This window comes from Micromonospora carbonacea (genome assembly GCF_014205165.1).
Classification (GTDB): domain Bacteria; phylum Actinomycetota; class Actinomycetes; order Mycobacteriales; family Micromonosporaceae; genus Micromonospora; species Micromonospora carbonacea.
Map to the genome: position 1 here is coordinate 5830838 of NZ_JACHMZ010000001.1, position 21339 is coordinate 5852176.

Sequence of the window (21339 nt, forward strand, 5' to 3'; positions counted from 1 at the left end):
GCGGGGCGGCCCGGGGCAGCGGTCAGGAGCGGGCCGGCGCCTCGGGGGCGGGCCGACGCTGGGCGAACGCGGCGAAGGCCGTCAGCGACTCCGGGTTGGCCAGGGCGCCCTTGGCCGCCGCGTCGTCCACCGGCGTGCCGGTGAGGATCTTCTTCACCGGCACCTCCAGCTTCTTGGCGCTCAGCGTGCGCGGCACGGCCCGGACCTGATGGATCTCGTCGGGCACGTGCCGGGGCGACAGGGCGGTACGCAGCTCGCGGCAGATCTTCCTCCGCAGCGCGTCGTCGAGTTCGAGCCCCTCCGCGAGCACCACGAACAGCAGCAGCTCCCCCGCGCCGCCCTCGTCGTCCTCCAGGTGCACCACCACCGAGTCGACGACCTCGTCGAGGCCCTCGACGACGGAGTAGAACTCGGCGGTGCCGAGCCGCACGCCGCCCCGGTTGAGGGTGGCGTCGGACCGGCCGGTGATCACGCAGCCGCCCCGCTCGTTGATGGTGATCCAGTCGCCGTGCCGCCACACGCCCGGGTAGAGCTCGAAGTACGCCTCCCGGTAGCGGGACCCGTCGGCGTCGTTCCAGAACCCGACCGGCATGCTCGGCATCGGCGCGGTGATGACCAGCTCGCCCAGCTCGCCGAGGACCGGCGTGCCGTCGGCCGAACGCGCCTCCACCCGCGCGCCGAGCGCCCGGCAGGTGATCTCCCCGGCGTGCACCGGCAGCAGCGGCACCCCGCCGACGAACCCGGTGCACACGTCCGTGCCGCCGGAGAGCGACTGGAGCTGGAGGTCGGTGCCGACCGCCTCGTAGACCCAGGTGAAGCCCTCGGCGGGCAGCGGCGCGCCGGTGGAGCCGACGCCGCGCAGCGCGGACAGGTCGGCGACCTCGCGCGGCACCAGGCCGGCCTTGCGGCAGGCCAGCAGGAACGGCGCGGAGGTGCCGAAGTAGGTGGTGCCGGTCTCGGCGGCCAGCCGCCACAGCCCGCCCAGGTCGGGATGGCCCGGGTTGCCGTCGAACAGCACGATCGCCGCGCCGACCGCCGGCGCGGAGACCAGGAAGTTCCACATCATCCAGCCGGTGGTGGTGAACCAGAAGAACCGGTCGCCGGGGCCCAGGTCGTGGTGCAGGGCGAGCATCTTCAGGTGTTCCAGCAGGATGCCGCCGTGGCCGTGCACGATCGGCTTGGGCAGCCCGGTGGTGCCGGAGGAGTAGAGCACGTACAGGGGGTGGTCGAACGGCACGCCGGCGAAGGTCAGCGGCTCGTCGGTCGGCGCGGCCAGCTCCGCCCAGGAGACCGCGCCGTCGGGGGCCGGGCCGGCCGGGTCGAGGTACGCGACGGCGACGGTGTGCCGCAGCGACGGCAGGGCGGCCCGGATGGCGGCCACCTCGCCGCGCCGGTCGACGGGCTTGTCGCCGTACCGGTAGCCGTCGACGGCGACGAGGACCGTCGGCTCGATCTGCCGCCACCGGTCGGTGACGCTGCGGGTGCCGAACTCCGGCGCGCAGGACGAGAAGATCGCGCCGAGGCTGGCGGTGGCCAGCAGCAGCACGTACGTCTCGGGGATGTTCGGCGCGTACGCGGCGACCCGGTCGCCGGGGCCGACGCCGAGGCGGCGCAGCCCGGCCGCCACCCGACGGACCTGCTCGCGCAGCTCGGCGGCGGTCAGGGTCTGCGGCGCGCGGGTCTGCCCGTGCGCGATCACCACCGGGTCGTCGTCGCCGAGCCCCGGCATGCGCAGCACGTTCTCGGCGTAGTTGAGCGTGGCCCCGGGGAACCAGCGGGCGCCCGGCATCGCCGGGTCGGCCAGGATGGCCGTCGGCCCGGTGTGCGCGACGACGCCGAAGTGGTCCCAGACGGACCGCCAGAACCCGTCGAGGTCGGTGACCGACCACTCCCACAGCGCGGCGTAGTCGGCGAACTCCAGCCCCCGGTGCTCCGCCAGCCAACGCAGGTAGGCACCGATCCGGGACCGCTCGCGCACGTCCGCCGGCGGTGTCCACAGCACGTCACCCACAGCTCCACCCTCCTCCAGGCCCCGAACCGCCCCGTCACGTGGGCCGTGATGCCATCTTGCCCTATGTCGCAGGGACATTGTCCGCCCCGGTCCCCACCCACCGGGGCGTGCCCGTCCCACACCCCCGCCGCCCGCGCTGTGTGGGGTGCAAGGAAGGGCCCCTTGTTAACGCATACGGTAGAGAAGGGCACCCTTCTCACACCGGCCGGCGGGCGGCGGCGGGCGGGACGGCGGCGGGGCGGGGCGGGGCGGGTCAGGCCTCGCGGTGGGCCTGGATCGCGCGGCGGCGGGCCAGCCGGTGGGCGCGGCGGATCTCCGCCTCCCGGTAGCGGCGCTCGTCCTCCAAGGTCTCCGGCAGCACCGGCCGGACCGGGCGGGGCAGGCCGCCCACGTCCACCCCCACGAAGACCAGGTACGCCGTGGCGACCGGCACCGGCTCGTCCTCGGCCGAGTCCCAGCGCTCGGCGACCACCCGCACGCCCACCTCCATCGAGGTCTGCCCGGTCCAGTTGACCTGGGCGTGCGCGTGCACCAGGTCGCCCACCCGGACCGCCTCGGAGAACACGATCTCGTCGATCGCGGCCGTCACCGCCGTGCCGCCGCTGTGCCGGGCCGCCGCCGCGCCCGCCACGTCGTCGACGAACTTCATCAACACCCCTCCGTGCACGGTCCCGTACAGATTGACATCGACCGCGGTCATGATTCGACTGAGCGTGACGCGGGAGTACGACGTGGGTTTTCCCTGCGGGGGCGCAGAGGGCTGCGGCGCGGCGGAGGGGTGATCTGTCATGCCGGAAACGGTACGGTGCGCCAATGCGACATCTCTGGAGCTTCCTCGCCGGGCTGGTGGTGGCGCCCGTCACCTGGGCGCTGCTCGCGCTCGGGCAGGACGGGTCGACCCGCACGATCACCCGGTGGGTGGAGATCGGCACGTTCAACACGGCCAACCTGATCGAGCCGGGCGTCTACCTGGCCGTCGCCGGCGTCCTGCTCGGCCTGCTCGGCACCCTGCGATTCTCGCCGCTCGGCCCGCTGGTCGCCGGGCTGCTGCTGATCGCCCCGTACGTCGGGATGTTCGTCGCGCCGTTCGAGGTGCGCGACCGCGTCCCGGAGGGCTGGAAGGCGCTGGGCGACCCGCTGCCGCTGTTCCTGCCCGTGCAGAACGGCACGCTCTTCCTGGTCGGCGCGCTGCTGCTGATGGCCACGTTCAGCAGGCAGCGGTGGCGGCGCTGGCCCCGGCCGGCGGTCGCGCCCGCGCCGGCGCAGCGGCCGGAGGACACCGGCCCCGGCACCTTCACGCTCACCGACTGGCCGTCGGGCGGCAGCGCGGCGGAGCGGGACACCGCCCCGCTCACCCTGGGCTACCCGGACCAGCCGCCGCCGGAGCCGCTGCCCCGCCGCACGGCCGGCGAGTCTCCCTGGTCGGCCCCGCCGCGGCGCGCCGAGGACACCACGACCGAGCTGCGCTGACGAGACCACCGTCGGGCCCGGGGCGCGCGGGTCTCCCCGCCGCCGCGCCCCGGCCCGGCACGTCGAGTGAGCCGGACGCCAACACTCCTGGCCCGGCACGTCGAGTGAGCCAGACGCCAACACTCCTGGCCCGGCACGTCGAGTGAGCCGGACGCCGGCACCCCGGGCCCTGCCGGCCCCGCCGCCGGCCGGGGCCACGCCAGGGGCCGGACCGGCGGGTCAGCCGCGCAGCAGCTGGCGGGCCATCACGATGCGCTGGACCTGGTTGGTGCCCTCGTAGATCTGGGTGATCTTGGCGTCCCGCATCATCCGCTCGACCGGGTAGTCGCGGGTGTAGCCGTACCCGCCGAGCAGCTGCACGGCGTCGGTGGTGATCTCCATGGCGGCGTCGGAGGCGAAGCACTTGGCCGCCGCGCCGAAGTAGGTCAGGTCGGCGTCGCCCCGCTCGGACTTTCCGGCGGCGGCGTACGTCAACTGGCGGGCCGCCTCCAGCTTCATGCCCATGTCGGCGAGCATGAACTGGACGCCCTGGAACTCGGCGACCGCCTTGCCGAACTGCTTGCGCTCCTGGACGTACCCCTTGGCGTAGTCGAGCGCGCCCTGGGCGATGCCGACGGCCTGCGCGGCGATGGTGACCCGGGTGTGGTCGAGGGTCTTCATGGCGGTGGCGAAGCCGGTGCCCTCCGCGCCGATCATGCGGTCGGCGGGGACGCGGACGTTGTCGAGGTAGACCTCACGGGTCGGCGAGCCCTTGATGCCGAGCTTCTTCTCCGGGGCGCCGAAGCTGACGCCCTGGTCAGACTTTTCGACCACGAACGCCGAAATGCCCTTGGAACGGGCTGTGGGATCCGTCACGGCGAAGACGGTGTAGAAATCCGACACTCCGGCGTTGGTGATCCACCGCTTCACCCCGTTGAGCACCCAGTGGTCGCCGTCGCGGACCGCCCGGGTGGTCATCGACGCGGCGTCGCTGCCGGCTTCCGGCTCGGAGAGGCAGTAGGAGAACATCGCCTCACCGGCCGCCACCGGGGTCAGGTAGGCGCGCTTGAGCTCGTCGGAGCCGGCCAGGATCAGCGGCATGGTGCCCAGCTTGTTGACCGCCGGGATCAGCGAGGACGAGGCGCAGGCCCGGGCGACCTCCTCGATCACGATGGCCGTGGCCAGGGCATCCGCGCCGGCGCCGCCGTATTCGACGGGGATGTGCGGTGCGTGGAAGTCGGCGGAACGCAACGCGTCGTAGGACGCCTTGGGGAACTCGCCCGTCTCGTCGGCCTCGGCGGCGTGCGGGGCCACCTTCGCCGCACAGACCTCACGCACCGCCTCGCGGACCGCCTCGTGCTCCTCGGGCAACCGGTAGACGTCGAACGACTGCTCTGCGGCCATGTCGGCCCCTCCCCTTCACGGCTATCATGCCCAGTCTGTAGCGTCTCGGAACCGCCGACCGCGCAGACTGAAGGATAGCGACCAGCGCTCAGTTGATCCTTACCGGCGCGTAGGCTCGGGCCTGACCGAAGCGTCGACGCGACGCGGCGCGCGGAGGTCGACGCGGCACGGCGAGCAGAAAACGACACAATTCCCCTTCGGTGCCGGCCAGGCGCCGCAGCCGAATGCGACGCGAGCAAGCGCCGCCAGCGCGAGCGGAGAAGACAGGCGTGACGATCCCGTACCCGAACACCCAACCGATGCCGGCCATCGCCGCGGTCACGCCGCCGTCGGGCGCGGCCCGCCCCCGGGTCACCTTCCTCGGCACCGGGTATCTCGGTGCGACGTACGCCATCTGTTACGCGGAGCTGGGCTACGAGGTGCTCGGCTTCGACGTCGACGCCGACAAGATCGCCAAGCTGAACGCGGGCGAGGTGCCGATCCACGAGCCCGGCCTCGACGAGCTGCTGCGGCGCAACCTGGCCGCCGGCCGGCTGCGGTTCAGCACCGACATCGCCGAGACCGCCGACTTCGGCGACGTGCACTTCATCTGCGTGGGCACCCCGCAGCGGGCCGACGGGATGGGCGCCGACCTGTCGTACGTCGAGGCGTCCGTGACCGGCCTCGCCCAGCACCTGACCCGCAAGGCGCTGATCGTCGGCAAGTCCACCGTCCCCGTCGGCACCGCCGAGTGGGTGGAGCAGCTCGTCGGCAAACACACCCCGCCCGACCTCGGCGTCGAGGTGGCGTGGAGCCCCGAGTTCCTCCAGGAGGGCTTCGCCGTCGACGACGTGCTGCGTCCCAACCGGATCGTGGTCGGCGTCAAGAGCGACTGGGCCAACGGCATGCTCTACGCCGCCCACAAGGGCGTCTTCGACCTGGCCGCCACCGAGGACCGCGAGGTCCCGCTGGTGGTCACCGACTTCGCCACCGCCGAGCTGGTCAAGGTCGCCGCGAACGCCTTCCTGGCCACCAAGATCTCGTTCATCAACGCGATGGCCGAGGTGTGCGAGGTGGCCGGCGGCGACGTCACCCAGCTCGCCAAGGCCATCGGGTACGACCCCCGCATCGGCAACCGGTTCCTCCAGGCCGGGCTCGGTTTCGGCGGGGCGTGCCTGCCCAAGGACATCCGCGCCTTCCAGGCCCGCGCGCAGGAGCTGGGGGCCGGCGAGGCGCTGCGCTTCCTGCACGAGGTCGACCTGATCAACCTGCGCCGCCGGACCCGGGTGATCGCGCTGGCCGCCGAGCTGCTCGGCCGCCGCGCCGGGCCCGCCGGTCCGGACCTGTCCGGCACCCGGATCGCCGTGCTGGGCGCCACGTTCAAGCCCAACACCGACGACGTACGCGACGCCCCGGCGCTCGCCGTCGCCGGGCTGCTCGGCAAGGCCGGGGCGGACGTGCACGTGTTCGACCCGCAGGGCGCCGAGAACGCCCGCCGGGTGGCCCCCGAGCTGACGTACGAGTCCACGATGGCCGACGCGGTGACCGGGGCGGACCTGGTCTGCGTGCTCACCGAGTGGGCCGACTTCCGCAACGCCGACCCGGTGGCCCTCGGCGAGCTGGTCGCCGGCCGCCGCGTGGTCGACGGCCGCAACTGCCTCGACGCGACACTGTGGAGCCAGGCCGGCTGGGAGTACCGGGGCATGGGCCGCCCCTGACCCCCGAACGACGGCGGCGACGGCCGGTCCCGGACGAGATCCGGGGCCGGCCGTCGCGCGTCCGGTCCCCCGGCCGGCCGCCCGCTTCGCCCCGGCGGCGACCCCGGTCGACCCCGACGGGCTCCCCCGTCGCCCATTCGTCACCGCCGAACCGCCGACAGGTGTCGAAATCCGCGCCGCCTCAGGGCATGCTGCGACAGTGGTAGTCCACAGTGCGGGCCGGCCGGGTGGAGGGGTGTCGTCGTGCAGACCTTTCAGTGCTCCTCGTGCAGTCGGGAGATCAAGCCGGCCGCGCAGTGCCCGCACTGCGGCGCGCACCAGCCCCAGTGGGCCGGGCACCTCGCGGAGGTCGAGCGGTCGATCGCGGAGATGAAGGCCCGCGAGGCCGCCATCGCCGCCGAGCAGCGCCAGATCGCCGCGAAGATGCAGGCCGCGCTCTTCCAGCGGGACATCCTGAGCCACGCCACCGAGGAACGCCTCAAGCAGGCCGCCCGCCCCCGACGCGTGCTGCGCCGCCGCCCCGGCCGCCGGCCGCCGACCGCGACGACGGGGGCCCCGCCCCGGGTGCCCCGCCAGGGAGCCGCCCCGCCCCCGCCGCAGGATCCGCCGCCGCCCCCGCCGCCGTCGGCGGCCCGCTGGCTGGACGCCGACGACCCCGAGAATCCACCGGAGGCGTCGTCGCGCGAGGTGCAGAACATCCCCCTCGGGCTGGGGGCGCTGCTGCTCGCCGTGGCGGCGGTGGTCTTCGCCCTGGTGGCCACCAGCTCGATGGACGCCCTGTCCCGGCTCGGGGTCCTGCTCGTCGCCACGGTGCTGCTGCTGCTCGCCCCGCCCGTGCTGGCCCGGCGCGGGCTCACCTCGACCGCCGAGACGATCTCCGCCGTCGGCCTGCTGCTGGTGCCCCTCGCCGGTTACGCACTGTGGACGGCGGACCTCATCGGCGGCGGGGGCGCGTCCGGCGCGGTCTTCGCCGGGGTGATCTTCCTGGTCACCGCCGCCGTCGGATTCGGCTACGCCCTCTTCACGGGGCTGCGCGCCCCCCGCTTCGCCACCGTGCTGGCCGCGCAGCCGGTGCTGCCGCTGCTGGCGTACGACCGGGTGTCCGGGCCGATCGGCTGGGCCCTGGTGCTGACCGCCGTCGCCGTGGTCGACCTCTGGCTGGCCCGTTCGCCGGTGACGGTGGAGCGGCCGGTGCGTCAGAACCTGCCGGACGGCCGGCTCGGCCCGCCCGCTCCGCCGCCCCGCCGACCCGCCGAGGACGGCCCCGCCGGGGCGGACCTGTCCGCCGAGGACGCCGTGCACCGGCCCGCCCGGGCCGGCCGGACCACCCGGCCCGGCGGGGAGCGGCGGCCGGAGGGCGACCCGGAGGAGGCCGGCGAGGTGCTCGACGCCTCCGCCGGGGTGCCGGCAGGCGAGCCGCCGGCCCGCCCGGTGCCGGCCCTGCGCGAGCTGACCTGGCTGCTGCACGGCGTCGCGGTGGCGCTGGCCCTGGCGTACGCGGTGACGGCGGTCCTGCGCGCCGCCTCGCTGCCGACGGCGGCCGGGGCGGGCACGGTGCTGCTGCTGGCCGCCCTGGTGGGGCTGGGCGGCGCGCTGGTGCTGCGCCGGCCGCCGCTGCCGGACGTGGCCGCCGGCGTGCTCACCCTCGCGGTGATCGGCGCGCTGGGCCGGGTCGCGTCGGTGGCGTTCCCCGGCCGGGCCCTGCTGCTCGTCGCCGCCGTCATCACCCTCACCGGCCTGGCGGTGCGGGCCCTGCCGGAGGCCGCCCGGCGCGGCCCGCAGCTCGCCTCGGCGGCGGCGCTCACGGTCAGCGGCCTGGTGGTGGCCGTCGGCGCGCTGCGCGCCGGGCTGGCCCCGGCCCTGGCCGCCGTCCCGGCCTGGACGGCCGACCTCGACCGGTACCCCGCCGAGCTGGCCGCCTCCGTCGGCCCGGCGGCCTGGCAGCTCGCCGCCAGCGCCTTCCTGCTCACCGTCGCCGCCGTGCTGGCGCTGCCCGCGCAGATCCGCCGCGAGTTCGCGGTGGCCGGTGCGGCGCTGACCGCGCTGGCCGTCCCCGCGTCGTTCGGCCTGGGCTGGGTGGCCGCGCCGTGGCCGCTGGTGGCCGCCGCGATCGGCATCGGCGCGGTCGGGCTCACCGCCACGACGACCCGGTCCGCCACCGTGCACGCGGTCGCCGCCGCCGTCGTCGGCCTGCTCGGCGCGGCCGCCGGGCTGGCCCGCCCGGCGCTGACCGCCGCCGTGCTGCTCGCCCTCTTCGTGGGCGGCGCGCTGGTGGCGGTGGTGCCCCGGATCCGGATGACCGCCGCAGCCGCCGCGGACACCGTCGCCAACTGGGCCGCCGGCGGGGCGGCGTTCGCGCTGCCGGGGTCGGTGGCGGCGTTCGTCGCCGCGACCGTGCCGACCGATCCGACGCCGACCCCGGCGAGCCTGCGCGTGGTCACGGTGCCGGTGCTGGCGGCGAGCTTCCTCGCGGTCTGCGTCACCCTCGGCTACGCGGCCCTCGTGCAGGTCTCCGAGCGGCGCATCCCCATGCCGCTGGCGCTGGGCACCGGGCTCGGGGCGCTGGTGGTGACGGCCGCCGCGTTCACCGCGCCGGGGGGCACCGCCGCCGACGCCTGGGTGGGCGCGCTGCTGTTCGTGGCCGGCCTGCTGGTCTTCCTCGCCCCGTCGATCGACGCGGGGCGGCGCGCGGACCTGACACTCGACGGCTCCGACCTGGCCACGGCGGCGGTCACCGCGGCGCTGGTCGCGACCCTGGTCCGGGTCGCGGCGGTGCTCACCCCGGGCGGGCAGCTCGTGGTGGCCGCCGCGCTGGTGGCGGTGGTCGCGGTGGTCGCGCGGGCGATGCCGGAGGAGTGGCGGCGCGGGCCGATCCTCGGCCTCGCCGTCGGCGGCACCCTGATCGGGCTGCTCGCGGGCTGGAGCGCGCTGCGCGGCGGCTGGGGCGTGCTGGCCGTCCCCGGCCCGATCTGGGCGGGCGACCTGTCCGGCTGGCCGGCCGCGCCGACCGGCGGGTCCACCTGGCAGGCCCCGGTCGCCTTGGCCCTGCTCGGGGTCGCCGCCGGGGTGCTGCTGCCGCATCCGTGGAAGCACGACGTCTCGGGCGTCGCCGCCGTGCTCGCCACCATCGGCCTCCCGGCCGCCTTCGAGCTGCCCTGGTGGTCGCCGGTGCTGGTCGGCCTGGCGGTCGCCACGGCCTTCGGGACGGCCGCCGCCGCGTCGCTCGACCCGCGCGCCGGGCTGTCCCGGGCGGCCGTGGCCGGGGCGGTCGCCCTGCACGCGGCCGGCGCCGGGCTCGTCCGGCCGTGGACGACCGCGCTGGCGCTCGGCGGCATCGCGCTCATCGGCGTGGTCGTGGCCGCCCTGTCCCGGGTGTTCGCCGCCCCGCTGGTGGACGACGTCACCACCGAGGGGATGCCGCCGCACCTGGTGCAGATCGGCGGGGTCGCCGCCGGGGCGGCGCTGCTCGCGCTCCCCGGCGCGGTGGCCGCGCTGGCCGCCGAGTCCGGCCGGTCGCCCGAGGTGGTGCTGACGGCCGCGTTGGCCGCGTCGAGCCTGGGTCTGGCCGCGGTCGCCGCGGTCCGCCGGCAGGTGCCCCAATACCTTCCGTACGCCAGCGCGGCGATCGTCGGCGGCGCGACCGTCAGCGCCGTCGCCGCCATCGTGGCGGGGCTGCCCTCCGGCGTCTACGCGGCGGCCGCCGCGCTGCTCGGGGTGTTCGCCGAGCTGGTCCGCGCGTCGACCGTGCCGCCGGCCGGCTCGACGCAACGGGTCCGGCGCTGGACGGTGCTGCTCGACGGCGCGCTGCGCCGGGCCCCCGACGACGACGGGACGGCGGTGCGTTGGCGGGTCAGTCCGGCGGCCGGCGCGCTGGCCGCCGCGGCGCTGCCCGTCGCGCTGGCCGTGTTCTCGCTCGCGCCCGCGCTGGAGGTGGCGCTGGTCGAGCCGTACCGGGCGCTGGGGCGGGTGTGGCAGGGGCCGCCGCCGGAGCTGCTCGCCCCGCCCGCCGACGCGGTCGACCCGACGCACGTGCTGACCGCGCTGCTGCTCACGTTGACCGCGGCGCTGGCCGCCGTCGGGCTCAGCGGCGGGCGGCGGTCCCGGGCGGTGCCGGTGGTGCTGCCCGGGGCGGCGGTGACCCTGCTGATCACGCCGACGGCCCTGGGCCACGGCTGGCCGGTGAGCGTGCTGGCCGCCCTGTCGGTGTTCACGATCTCGATGCTGGGGCTGGCGCTCAGCCCGCCCCCGCCGGTCGCGGAGCGGGCGCGGTCGCTGCGTACCGCCCGGGTGTTGGTCTTCGTGATCGGCCTGGCCGGCGGCGGGGCCGGGCTGCTGGGCAGCCTGGCCACCCGGGAGCTGACCCTGTTCACGCTGGGCGGGGCGGTCGGCGTGGGCGTCGTCGCGGCCCTGTACGGCACCACGCAGCGGGCCCGCATCCTCGGCTGGTTGTTCGCCTCGCTGACGGCGCAGTTGTTCGTGCTGGTCGTGGGCCTGGTGGTGGGCTTGGCCGCGGTCTGGTCCGCGTTCGGGGTGCTGGCCGTCGGCGCGGCCCTCCAGGTGTTCGCCGCGACCCTGCCCCGGCTGCGCCGGCCGGAGGCCCGCCGCGAGGCGGCCACGGTGGAGTGGAGCGGGTTCGCCGCCGCGCTGATCGCCCTGGCGCTGGCCTTCGACTCGCCCCGGCACATCGCCGCGCTGCTGGCCGCCTGGGGCGCCGTGCTCGGGGTGGCGGCGGCCCGGCCCGGCCGGCAGCCGGTGGAGCGGCGGATCCTGTTCTGGGCGGTGGTCTGCTGCGAGATCGTCGCCTGGTGGATCCTGATGCGGGTCGCCGACGTGGCGCTGCCGGAGGCGTACACCCTGCCGTTCGCGGCGCTGGCCCTGCTGGTGGGGGTGCTGGAGCTGCGGCAGCGGCCGGACCTGTCGAGCTGGGTGGCGTACGGGCCGGCGCTGGTGGCCGCGTTCGTGCCGACCCTGGCGATCGTGCTGGCCACCGACTCCAGCATGCTGCGGCAGGTGCTGCTGCTGCTCGGCGCGGTGGCGGTGCTGATCTTCGGCACCACCAGCCAGCAGCAGGCCCCGGTGATCGTCGGCGCGACGGTCACCGCGATCGCGGCGGTGCACGCGCTGTTCAGCCTGGGCCCCTGGCTGGTGCTGATCCCGGTGGGGCTGGTGCTGCTGGTGCTCGGGGCGAGCAACGAGCGCCGCCGCCGCGCGCAGGACCGCCTCCAGACGGCCCTGCGCGGCATGAGATGAAGCGGAGGGGCCCTGCGGCGTGGGTGCCTTGTCGCGCAGAGCGGGCCGGGTCCGCACGCCGTTCAGGGTCCAGCGGGCCGGGTCCGCACGCCGGTCAGGGTCCAGCGGGCCGGGCGGTCACCTCAAGGAGGCGCGGAGGGCGGCTTCCTTGTCGGCGACGAGCTGTTCCAGGCTCGCCTGGTAGGCCACCATGCGCGCCCGCAGCTCCTCGTCGGCGGCGGCGAGGATGCGGACGGCGAGCAGCCCGGCGTTGCGGGCGTTGCCGATCGACACGGTGGCCACCGGCACGCCGGCCGGCATCTGCACGATGGACAGCAGCGAGTCCATGCCGTCGAGGTGCTTCAGTGGCACCGGCACGCCGATCACCGGCAGCGGGGTGACCGAGGCGACCATGCCGGGCAGGTGGGCCGCCCCGCCCGCCCCGGCGATGATCACCTTGAGGCCCCGGTCGGCGGCGGTGCGGCCGTACTCGATCATCTTGCCGGGGGTGCGGTGGGCGGAGACGACGCCCACCTCGTAGCCGACCCCGAACTCGGCGAGGGCCTCGCCGGCGGCCTGCATGGTCGGCCAGTCCGAGTCGCTGCCCATGATCAAACCGACGGTGGTCATGCCGGCGTCCCCTCCGTCAGCCAGTGGGCGGCCCGGGCGGCCCGCGCCCGCACGTCCGTCAGGTCGTCGCCGAGCACCGTGACGTGCCCGATCTTGCGGCCGGGGCGCACCTGCTTGCCGTACAGGTGGACCTTCGCGCCCGGCTCGGCGGCGAAGAGGTGGTGCAGCCGCTCGTCGATGGAGATGCCGCCCGGCTGCCCGCCGAGCACGTTCGCCATCACCACGACGGGGGCGGCGAGCGAGGTGTCGCCCATCGGATAGTCGAGCACGGCCCGCAGGTGCTGCTCGAACTGCGACGTGCGGGCCCCCTCGATCGTCCAGTGGCCCGAGTTGTGCGGGCGCATCGCCAGCTCGTTGACCACCAGCCCGGCCGGGGTCTCGAACAGCTCCACGGCGAGCAGGCCGACCACGCCGAGCGCGGTGGCCAGGTCGATGGCGAGCTGCTGGGCGGCCACGGCCAGCTCCTCGGGCAGGCCCGGCGCGGGGGCGAGCACCTCGACGCAGATGCCGCCCACCTGCACGGTCTCCACCACCGGGTACGCGGCGACCTGCCCGAACGGCGAGCGGGCCACCTGCACGGCCAGCTCCCGGCGCAGCGCGACCCGCTCCTCGACGATCAGCCGGGTGCCGCCGGCGAGCAGGGTGGTCGCCAGCTCGGCGGCCTGCGCGGCGTCGTCGACCGGCCAGACGCCCCGGCCGTCGTAGCCGCCCCGGGCCGCCTTCAGCACCACCGGCCAGCCCTGCGCGTCGCCGAAGGCGACCAGGTCGGCCGGATCGGCGACGGGCCGCCACGCCGGGTTGGGCGCGCCCAGCTCGCCGAGCCGCTCCCGCATGACCCGCTTGTCCTGGGCGTGCAGCAGGGCGTCGGCGGGCGGGAAGAGCTTCACGCCCTCGGCGGCGAGGGCACGGATGTGCTCCGTCGGCACGTGCTCGTGGTCGAAGGTGACCACGTCGCAGCCCTTCGCGAAGGTGCGCAGGGCGGCGAGGTCGGTGTGGTCGCCGTACTGGACGTCGGCGGCGACGAGGGCCGCCCCGTCGTCCGGGGCCTGCGCGAGCACGCGCAGCGACTGGCCGAGGGCGATCGCGGCCTGGTGGGTCATCCGGGCCAGCTGGCCGCCCCCCACCATGCCGACAACTGGCAGACCGGTTCGGGTATCCATCTCGCGGGCCAGCCTAGCGGCGGCTCCGCCACCGGCGAGGATCGGGGCGAAGGGTGAGCGGGGCACCCCGCTATACCGAAAGCGTTAACAGGGGGCCCTTCCTTACAGCTGGGCGAGGAGGTCGTCGACGGTCGTGACCGGGCGTTGGCAGACGAACCCCCGGCAGACGTACGCGGTGGGCCGCCCGTCGCGCATCGGCCGGTCGGCGAGCAGCGGCACGCCCGGCTGGTCGGGGCGGCCCGCGACCAGCACCGCGCCCGGCGGGGCGTGCCGGTACGCGGCGGCGACGAGCGGGTCGCCGGCCGGGTCGTCGGTCGCCACGGCGATCTCGAACGGGCCGGACAGCAGCGCCTCGCCGGCCGCCGCCGCGTAGCCGGTGAACCGGGCGTGCCGGGCGACGATCGGCGCGACGGTGGCGAGGGCGGCCTCGGCGGCCTCCCGGTAGCGGGTCTCGCCGCTCAGCGCCGCGTACGTGACCAGGGCGGCGGCGATCGCGGACCGGCCGGACGGGGTGGCGTTGTCGGTCGGGTCGGCCGGCCGGGTGACGAGCTGCTCGGCGTCGTCGGCGGTGTCGTAGAACCCGCCGTCGGGGGCGGCGAACCGGGCCAGGGCGGTGTCGAGCAGGCCGCCGGCCAGCTCCAGCCAGCGCCCCTCGCCGGTGAGCTGGTGCATGGCGCAGAACGCCTCGGCCACGCAGCCGTAGTCCTCCAGCACCCCGGCCGGCGCGCCGACCACGCCGTCGCGGGAGACCCGGCGCAGCCGGCCGTCGACGAGGTGCACCCGGGCCAGGTGTTCGGCGGTCTCCCGCAGCGCGCCGTCGGCGACGATCGTGACGCCCTCCAGCAGGTTGGCGTCGGCCTCGTCGCCGTCCGCGCCGGTGCCGAGGGTCTCGACGAGGCGGACGAACTCGGCGAGCGCGGTGACCGCCAGCCCGTTCCAGGCAGCCACCACCTTGTCGTCGCGGGCCGGCTGGGGGCGGGTGTCGCGGGCCGCGAGGAGCCGCCCGACGACGTCGCGCCAGCGGCCCCGGACCGCCGGGTCGGCGTCGTCGACGTCCCGGGCCAGCCGCAACACGCTCGTGCCGTGTTCAAAGGTGCCGGACTCGGTGACCGCGAAGAGGTCGGCGGCCCAGCGGCCGTCGGACTCCCCCAGCACCTCGACGAGCTGGGCCGGGGTCCACGCGTACGTGAGCCCCTCGACGCCCTCGGTGTCGGCGTCCAGCGCGGAGGCGAAGCCCTCGCCGGGCCGGTGCAGCTCGTCGGCGAGGAAGCGGGCGGTGTCGCGGGCGACGCGCCGGGCGAGCGGGTCGCCGGTGAGCCGCCACAGGTGGGTGTAGACGCGCAGCAGCAGCGCGTTGTCGTAGAGCATCTTCTCGAAGTGCGGCACCGTCCAGTGCTCGTCCACCGAGTAGCGGGCGAAGCCGCCGGCCAGCTGGTCGTGGATGCCGCCCCGGGCCATCGCCTCGGCGGTGTGCCGGGCGATCTCCAGGCTCTCGGCGGAGCCGGTGCGCTGGTGGTGGCGCAGCAGGAAGAGCAGGTTCAGGTGCGGCGGGAACTTCGGGGCCCCGCCGAAGCCGCCGTTGGTCCGGTCGTGCTCCCGGGCGAGCTGGGCGGCGGCGGCGTCGAGCAGGTCGGCGGTGAGCGGGGCGGTCGGGCCGCCGGCGGCCTGCGCGCCGCCGATCGCCTCGACCACGGCGGCCCCCTGTTGCAGCACGGCCTCGCGCTGCTGCCGCCAGGCGGTGCCGACGGACTCCAGGAGCCGGACGAAGTTGGGCTTCGGGAAGTAGGTGCCGCAGAAGAACGGGGTGCCGTCCGGGGTGGCGAAGACCGTCATCGGCCAGCCGCCCTGCCCGGTCATCGCCTGGGTGGCGGTCATGTAGACGGCGTCGACGTCGGGCCGCTCCTCGCGGTCCACCTTGATCGCCACGAAGCCGTCGTTGAGCAGCTTGCCGACGGCCTCGTCCTCGAACGACTCGTGCGCCATCACGTGACACCAGTGGCAGGCCGCGTAGCCGACGGAGACGAGCACCGGCACGTCGCGCCGCTTCGCCTCGGCGAACGCCTCGTCGCACCACGGCCACCAGTCCACCGGGTTGTCGGCGTGCTGGAGGAGGTACGGGCTGGTGGCGCTCGCGAGTCGGTTCACCGGTCGACCATATCCAGCGCCCGCCGGGGCGGCACCCCGGTCCCGGGCAGCCCCCCGGGCACCATTAATCGTCTTGTTGACACAAAGTCGCCCCACGCCTACCGTGGACTTATCGTCAGATGCACATGAACACGTGCGGCGCGCGGCGTCGCGCGCGAGCGGGCACCCCTTCCACGGCCACCCACGACAGTCCAGAGATGGGACGTCATGACGAATCACGCACCGACCGGCCCGGTCCCGACCGTGCCGGCCGCCCACCCGGCCCCGACCCCGCCGCCCCCCGTCTCCAGCGCCACCCGGCACCTCTGCGCCGGCGCGTACCTCGACGAGGAGTTCCAGCGCGCCAGCCTCAACGAGGTCTACCACCAGCGCGACCGCCTGGTCGCCCCGTCGTACGGCTTCGACCTGCCCACGGTGCTGCACCACTGCCTCCGGGCGCGCCGGCTCGCCGTCGTCCGCGACGTGGCGATCCTCGGCATGCTGCTGCTGTCCGCCTGCGTGTCCGCGCTGGCCACGACCGTCGTCATCGGCCTGCTGACCCTGGTCTACCTCTTCTCCTGCGTCTGGCAGGTCATCAGGCAGACCGCCCTGGAGCTCCGCAACGGCCAGTCCGCGAGCGCCGGGCTCATCCTCGGCCAGACGACGATCCTGCGGTTCCGGCTCCTGTCTGCGGCCCTCATCTTCGTCCTGGTCAGCACGGCCATGGGCCTGTTCGCCACGCTGAAGTACGCCGCCGCCCCGTACTCGTACTCGGACGAGGTCGACCCCCTCGCCGGACTGCACCCGGCCGTCGTCCTGGCGCTGCTGGTGCTCACCCTCGCGCCGCCGGTCGTGGCGAACCTGGTGCGGCAGAGCCAACTCGACGGGTTCGCCCCGGGCCGGACCCCACCGGCCCCGGGCGCCACCAGCCGGTTCACCGAGATCCGGCAGCAGGAGGGCGGCAACACCGTCGTCTTCTCGGACTACCGGCCGTTCGTCGGCTCGGGGATCGTGCTGAAGAACTGGAGCTTCGCCCAGCGGCTGGTCCGGGCCGGCAACCCGCTGGCCGGCCCGACGCCGGAGGCCGAACGGGAGTTCCCCACCGCACCCTTCGGCGCGGCCGAGCTGATCGCCCACCTGCGGGACGAACTCGGCACGCTGGCCAACCAACGGCAGGCCGAGGGGCAACTGCCCGGCCTGACCGTCGACGACCGGATCTTCCTCGCCGGCACCGAGGTCGCGTACCTCGTGCCGTACACCCGGCCCGAGTGGATCCCGGAGATCATCCGCCAGCCCACCGCGCCGGCCCGGCACTTCCTGGTCTGCCAGATGATCTCGTGGCGCGGCGAGCTGGTCACCACCGTCTACGTGCACGTGGCGGTCCAGGGCCGGTCGCTCTACATGGACTTCACCTCGACCGCGCTGCCGCCCTGCGACGAGCGGTTCCGGGTGGTCGACCAGGTCGGTGGGACCGGCCCCGCGGCATACCTGCGGGCCGTGGTGCGGGGTCTCGTCGACGCTCCCGCGACCATCGGCCGCGCCCCGCTCAACCTCTTCTGGGCCGGGCTCGACGCCCTCGCCAACTCCTCCTGGTTCGGCTCCGCCGGGCCACCCCGACAGGGGTACGACCACGGGGCCCGCGTCAGCGTCCGGGAGCTGGGGATGGCCGCCGACACCCGGCACCACCTCCAGACCCAGGAGGTCGACAAGCACCAGCAGATCATCGAGCGTCGGCTGCTCGCCGCCGTCCTCGACTTCCTGGAGGACCGGGGCGTGGACACCAGCGAGTACCGCCAGCGGGCCGCGACCCTGCTCAACGCAGGCGCCGTCGTCACCGGCGGCAGCCTCACGGTGCAGGGCAACGTGACCAGCGCCCAGACGAACAAGACGCACCTCGGCACGGGGGCGGGGCGATGAGCGCCGAGGGGGCCCGCAACACCGGCCTGCACGTCACCGGCGGGACCGTCTCGGTCGGCGGCAACGTCAACGCCGTCCAGCACCAGCACCACCATGCCGCCGCGCGGGAGTCCCTGGCGGCGGCCGACCGCCGGGCCCAGCGGCCGACCGACATCGGGATCCTCACGGTCCTCGCCGAGGAGATGGCGGCGGTCGTCGAGATGCTGGGCCGGGCGGCCGACCACCGGGTCGAGCAGACGTACGGCGGCCGGACCGTGCACCGGGCCACCCTCGCAGCCGACGGCGGCCCGGTCCGTGTGGTCGCCGCCCAGGCCCTCGAACCCGGCACGCACTCCGCCGCCTCCGCCTACCAGGAGTTGCGCCGACGGTTCGCGCCGCCGCTCGTGCTGCTGGTCGGCATCGCCGGCGGGGTCCGCGCCGACGTCCCGGTCGGCGACGTGGTCCTCGCCGACGAGGTGATCTGGTACGACAGCCGCCGGGAGACCGAGGACGGGCCCCGCCGCCGGGGACGGATCCAGGCGACCGCGCCGGTGCTGCGGCACCGGATCAACGACTTCCTCGTCCGGCACGGCCCGGTCGTGCGCCCCGGGCCCGACGGCGCCTTCCGCGTCCACCGGGGGCCGATCGGCTCGGGCAACGCGGTGGTGACCGATGCCGGCTCGGGCATCCGCTCCTGGCTGGCCGAGGTGCACGAGAAGACCCTGGCCGTGGAGACGGAGGCGGCCGGGGTGGCCCAGGCGTTCTACGAGGAGATCGCCGACGACCACGCGTTGCGGGGCTGGATGACCGTCCGGGGCATCTCGGACCGGGCCGACCGGCACAAGGGGCACGCCGACCACGAGCTCGCGGCGCGGCACGCGGCGCTCGTCGTCGAGCGGCTCCTGCCCTACCTGCGCCTGGTCGAGGAGGACCGGTGAGCGACGCCGACGGCGTACGCCGCTCCGGGCGATCTTCCGCCCGGACGGCTGCCCTGGCCCGCAGGCTGACCGGCGGGGAGCTGGAGGCGTACCTCGTCTCCGGGACGGCGTTGGTCGTCGGCGCGCTCGGGCTGCTGAACGTGACCAGCCCGGACGTGGTCGCCGCCGCCACCCTGGCCGTGCTCGGCGTGATCACCTTCGACCTGCTGACCGGGCGACGCCGGCTGCGGCGCGTCGAGTCCGTCCTCCGCGGGGTGGCCGACGGCCTGCGCCCTTCGGGGGCCGGCTCCGTCGACCCGCTCCTCACCGCCGCCGCGCCGGAGGCGGCGGTGCTGGCCGGCGCGCGGGACATCCGACTGGTCGGGGTGACCCTGAGCCGGACGATCCGCAGCCAGCTCGACGTCCTGCGGCAGCAGTTGGCCGACGGGGCGACGGTGCGGGTCGCGCTCATCGACCCGACCGGCCCGGCGCCGGAGGAGGCGGCCCGCCGCAACGGGCTGGACGCCAACGGCGGCGAGGTGTTTGCGCGCCGGGTCCAGCCCACCATCGACCTGCTGGACTACCTGGCGGCGCAGGCGACCGGCGGCGGGCGGCTGGAGGTCCGGCTGCTCCACTTCGTCCCCGCCTTCGGCATGGTGCTGGTCGACCCGGAGGACCCGACCGGGCGGATCTCGATCGACATCTACTCGCACCGGCCCGACGGTCGGGAAGCGACGGTGACGTTGCGTGCCGACCGCGATCCGGTCTGGTGCCGGCACTTCGTGCGCGAGTTCGACCGGGTCTGGGCCGCCGGCCGCAGCGGCGATGACCGAAGCCGCGCCTGATCGGGATGGCCGCGTCGACTCGTGGCGCGGCCGCTACCCTTCCGGTGTGTCCGACCAGCGCACCGCCTTCCAGATCGCCATCGACCTGGCGATCCTCACGATCCGTGACGAGCGGCTGGCGGTCCTGCTGATAGAGCGCGGCAAGCCGCCGTACGCGGGGCGGGCCGCGCTGCCCGGCGGGTTCGTCCGGGCCGGCGAGGATTTGGACGACACGGCGCTGCGGGAGCTGTCGGAGGAGACCGGCCTGGACGGCCGGACGCTGCACCTGGAGCAGGTGCGCACGTACGCGACGCCGGGACGGGACCCGCGCGGCCCGGTCGCCTCGGTGGCGTACCTGGCCATCGCACCCGACCTGCCGGTGCCGGTGGCCGGCACCGACGCGGCGCGGGCCCGGTGGGAGCCGATCGACCACGACCGGCTCGGCCACGGCTGGCTCGCCTTCGACCACGACACCATCCTGGCCGACGCCCTGGAGCGGGCCCGGGCCAAACTGGAATACTCCCCGCTGGCCACGGCGTTCTGCGGCGACACCTTCACCATCGGCGAGCTGCGCGCGGTCTACGAGGCCGTCTGGCAGGTCCGCCTCGACCCACGCAACTTCCACCGCAAGGTGACCGGGGTCAACGGGTTCGTGCTGCCCACCGGCCAGCGGCGCAGCCCGCCCACCGGCCGCCCGGCCGCGCTGTACCGGCGCGGCGACGCCACCCTGCTCTATCCGGCCATGCTCCGCCCGGGAACCGGTCGACAGTAGACCCATCGCTGTACTTCAATCGACGGGAAGCCGGGGCCCGTCGCCACGCCAGGCGTGGCGACGGGTTCCATCGCACGCCCCGCCGAGGAGACCCGCATGCGCCGACCCCGTTCCCTGCCCGCGCTCACGTCGATCGCGGTGCTCGCGGCGCTCGTCGCCGCAGGCCCCGCCGAGGCCGCCGTCGACCCCGGGGCCCGGCTCTCGGCGACCACCGCCGTCGGCACCCACAACGCGTACGACAAGGGAACGTACGACTACCTGGCGCAGGCCCTCGACGACCGGCCCGGGATGATCGAGCTGGACGTGTGGCCCGACATTGTGGCCAACCAGTGGCGGGTCAGCCACTCCAACCCGCTCGGCAACAACAACAACTGCGTCGCCGCCACCAGCGCCGCCCAGCTCTACACAGGCACCCGCAACAAGAACCTCGAACACTGCCTCGACGACATCCGGCTCTGGCTCACCGCCCACCCCGACGCCGGCCCGCTGCACCTCAAACTGGAGCTGAAGACCGGCTTCAGCGCCCGCACCGGGCAGGGGCCGGCGCAGCTCGACGCGCTGCTCGCCGCCCGGCTCGGCCCGGCCGTGTTCCGCCCCGCCGACCTCCTCGGCGGGCACGCCACCCTCGACGCCGCCGCCCGCGCCGACAACTGGCCCGCCCGGCAGCAGCTCGCCGGCCGGGTCGTCGTGCACCTCATCCCCGGCACCGTCGAGGAGAGCAACCCCACCGACAAGCTGTGGACCGACATCGAGTACGCCCAGCATCTCGCCGCGCTCGCCGCCGCCGGCACCCTCGGCTCGGCGCAGGCGTTCCCGGCGGTGCACCGCGCCCAGGCCGGCGACCCCCGCACCCGCTACGCCGACACCGCCCTGCGCCCCTGGTTCGTCGTCTTCGACGGCGACGCGTCGGCGTACGTCACCGGCGGCATCGACACCGCCTGGTACGACACCAACCACTACCTGCTGGTGATGACCGACGCGCAGAACGTCCCCCCGGCCGTGGGGAACACGGACGCGACCGCTGCGGCGGCCCGGGTGGCGCAACTGGCGCGGGCGCACGCGAGCATCGCCTCGGCCGACTGGGCGGCCCTGCCCAGCGTGGTCGACGACGTCCTCCCCCGCGGCTGACCCATCCGCGCCACAACGCTACCGAGGGCAGCCGTTCGATCGCTCTGCGCGTAACGTGCGACGTGGTGCCTGTCGACAGTGGCGACGGGCACCACCCA

At 75.3% G+C, this 21339-nt stretch carries 14 protein-coding genes; 8 read left to right on the plus strand and 6 right to left on the minus strand.

Annotation, left to right across the window (positions count from 1 at the left end; all coding sequences use genetic code 11):
• Positions 1 to 22 precede the first annotated feature (22 nt).
• Positions 23 to 2011, minus strand: coding sequence for an acetoacetate--CoA ligase (locus tag HDA31_RS24185; RefSeq protein WP_178063451.1), 1989 nt, complete (start codon positions 2009 to 2011; stop codon positions 23 to 25).
• 253 nt (positions 2012 to 2264) lie between these two features.
• On the minus strand, positions 2265 to 2801 hold the full coding sequence (locus HDA31_RS24190; RefSeq protein WP_074476619.1) for an acyl-CoA thioesterase: 537 nt from the start codon (positions 2799 to 2801) through the stop codon (positions 2265 to 2267).
• 23 nt (positions 2802 to 2824) lie between these two features.
• Between HDA31_RS24190 and HDA31_RS24195 the strand changes: the two genes are divergently transcribed.
• Positions 2825 to 3481: a hypothetical protein gene (locus HDA31_RS24195; protein ID WP_178063450.1), complete on the plus strand. Its 657-nt coding sequence runs from the start codon at positions 2825 to 2827 to the stop codon at positions 3479 to 3481.
• A gap of 219 nt (positions 3482 to 3700) precedes the next feature.
• On the opposite strand, the gene HDA31_RS24200 is transcribed toward HDA31_RS24195, so the two are convergent.
• Entirely contained in the window at positions 3701 to 4864 is a 1164-nt protein-coding gene (locus tag HDA31_RS24200) for an acyl-CoA dehydrogenase family protein (protein WP_178063449.1), read from the minus strand.
• Positions 4865 to 5133: 269 nt separating this feature from the next.
• Here HDA31_RS24200 and HDA31_RS24205 point away from each other — a divergent pair, with 269 nt between their 5' ends.
• Both HDA31_RS24205 and HDA31_RS24210 read left to right on the plus strand, forming a co-directional pair.
• Positions 5134 to 6561 carry a UDP-glucose dehydrogenase family protein gene (locus tag HDA31_RS24205; RefSeq protein ID WP_178063448.1) on the plus strand — a complete coding sequence of 476 codons (1428 nt, stop codon included), beginning with the start codon at positions 5134 to 5136 and terminating at the stop codon, positions 6559 to 6561.
• Positions 6562 to 6804: 243 nt separating this feature from the next.
• Positions 6805 to 11811, plus strand: a complete 5007-nt coding sequence (locus tag HDA31_RS24210) for an SCO7613 C-terminal domain-containing membrane protein (RefSeq protein ID WP_178063447.1) — start codon at positions 6805 to 6807, stop codon at positions 11809 to 11811.
• Between the two features lie 117 nt (positions 11812 to 11928).
• On the opposite strand, the gene purE is transcribed toward HDA31_RS24210, so the two are convergent.
• From purE to HDA31_RS24225, 3 genes are all read right to left on the minus strand, one after another.
• Positions 11929 to 12420, minus strand: coding sequence for a 5-(carboxyamino)imidazole ribonucleotide mutase (gene purE, locus HDA31_RS24215; protein WP_178063446.1), 492 nt, complete (start codon positions 12418 to 12420; stop codon positions 11929 to 11931).
• Positions 12417 to 13580 carry a 5-(carboxyamino)imidazole ribonucleotide synthase gene (locus HDA31_RS24220; protein ID WP_178063445.1) on the minus strand — a complete coding sequence of 388 codons (1164 nt, stop codon included), beginning with the start codon at positions 13578 to 13580 and terminating at the stop codon, positions 12417 to 12419. The genes purE and HDA31_RS24220 overlap by 4 nt, the downstream gene beginning before the upstream one ends.
• Before the next feature lie 102 nt (positions 13581 to 13682).
• Positions 13683 to 15725, minus strand: coding sequence for a thioredoxin domain-containing protein (locus HDA31_RS24225; protein WP_178063444.1), 2043 nt, complete (start codon positions 15723 to 15725; stop codon positions 13683 to 13685).
• A gap of 207 nt (positions 15726 to 15932) precedes the next feature.
• On the opposite strand from HDA31_RS24225, the gene HDA31_RS24230 reads away from it, so the two are divergent.
• The 5 genes from HDA31_RS24230 (at position 15933) to HDA31_RS24250 (ending at position 21241) form a co-directional block, all read left to right on the plus strand.
• On the plus strand, positions 15933 to 17621 hold the full coding sequence (locus HDA31_RS24230) for an AbeC-like domain-containing protein (RefSeq protein WP_178063443.1): 1689 nt from the start codon (positions 15933 to 15935) through the stop codon (positions 17619 to 17621).
• Complete coding sequence (locus tag HDA31_RS24235; protein WP_178063442.1) at positions 17618 to 18538, plus strand: 5'-methylthioadenosine/S-adenosylhomocysteine nucleosidase family protein; 921 nt, start codon at positions 17618 to 17620, stop codon at positions 18536 to 18538. Before HDA31_RS24230 ends, HDA31_RS24235 begins: the two co-directional genes overlap by 4 nt.
• Positions 18535 to 19362 (plus strand): DUF5919 domain-containing protein, encoded by an 828-nt coding sequence (locus HDA31_RS24240; protein WP_178063441.1) that lies wholly within the window; start codon positions 18535 to 18537, stop codon positions 19360 to 19362. The genes HDA31_RS24235 and HDA31_RS24240 overlap by 4 nt, the downstream gene beginning before the upstream one ends.
• A gap of 46 nt (positions 19363 to 19408) precedes the next feature.
• Positions 19409 to 20113 carry an NUDIX hydrolase gene (locus HDA31_RS24245; RefSeq protein WP_246384413.1) on the plus strand — a complete coding sequence of 235 codons (705 nt, stop codon included), beginning with the start codon at positions 19409 to 19411 and terminating at the stop codon, positions 20111 to 20113.
• A gap of 96 nt (positions 20114 to 20209) precedes the next feature.
• Positions 20210 to 21241, plus strand: coding sequence for a phosphatidylinositol-specific phospholipase C domain-containing protein (locus HDA31_RS24250; RefSeq protein WP_178063439.1), 1032 nt, complete (start codon positions 20210 to 20212; stop codon positions 21239 to 21241).
• Positions 21242 to 21339: the final 98 nt, after the last annotated feature.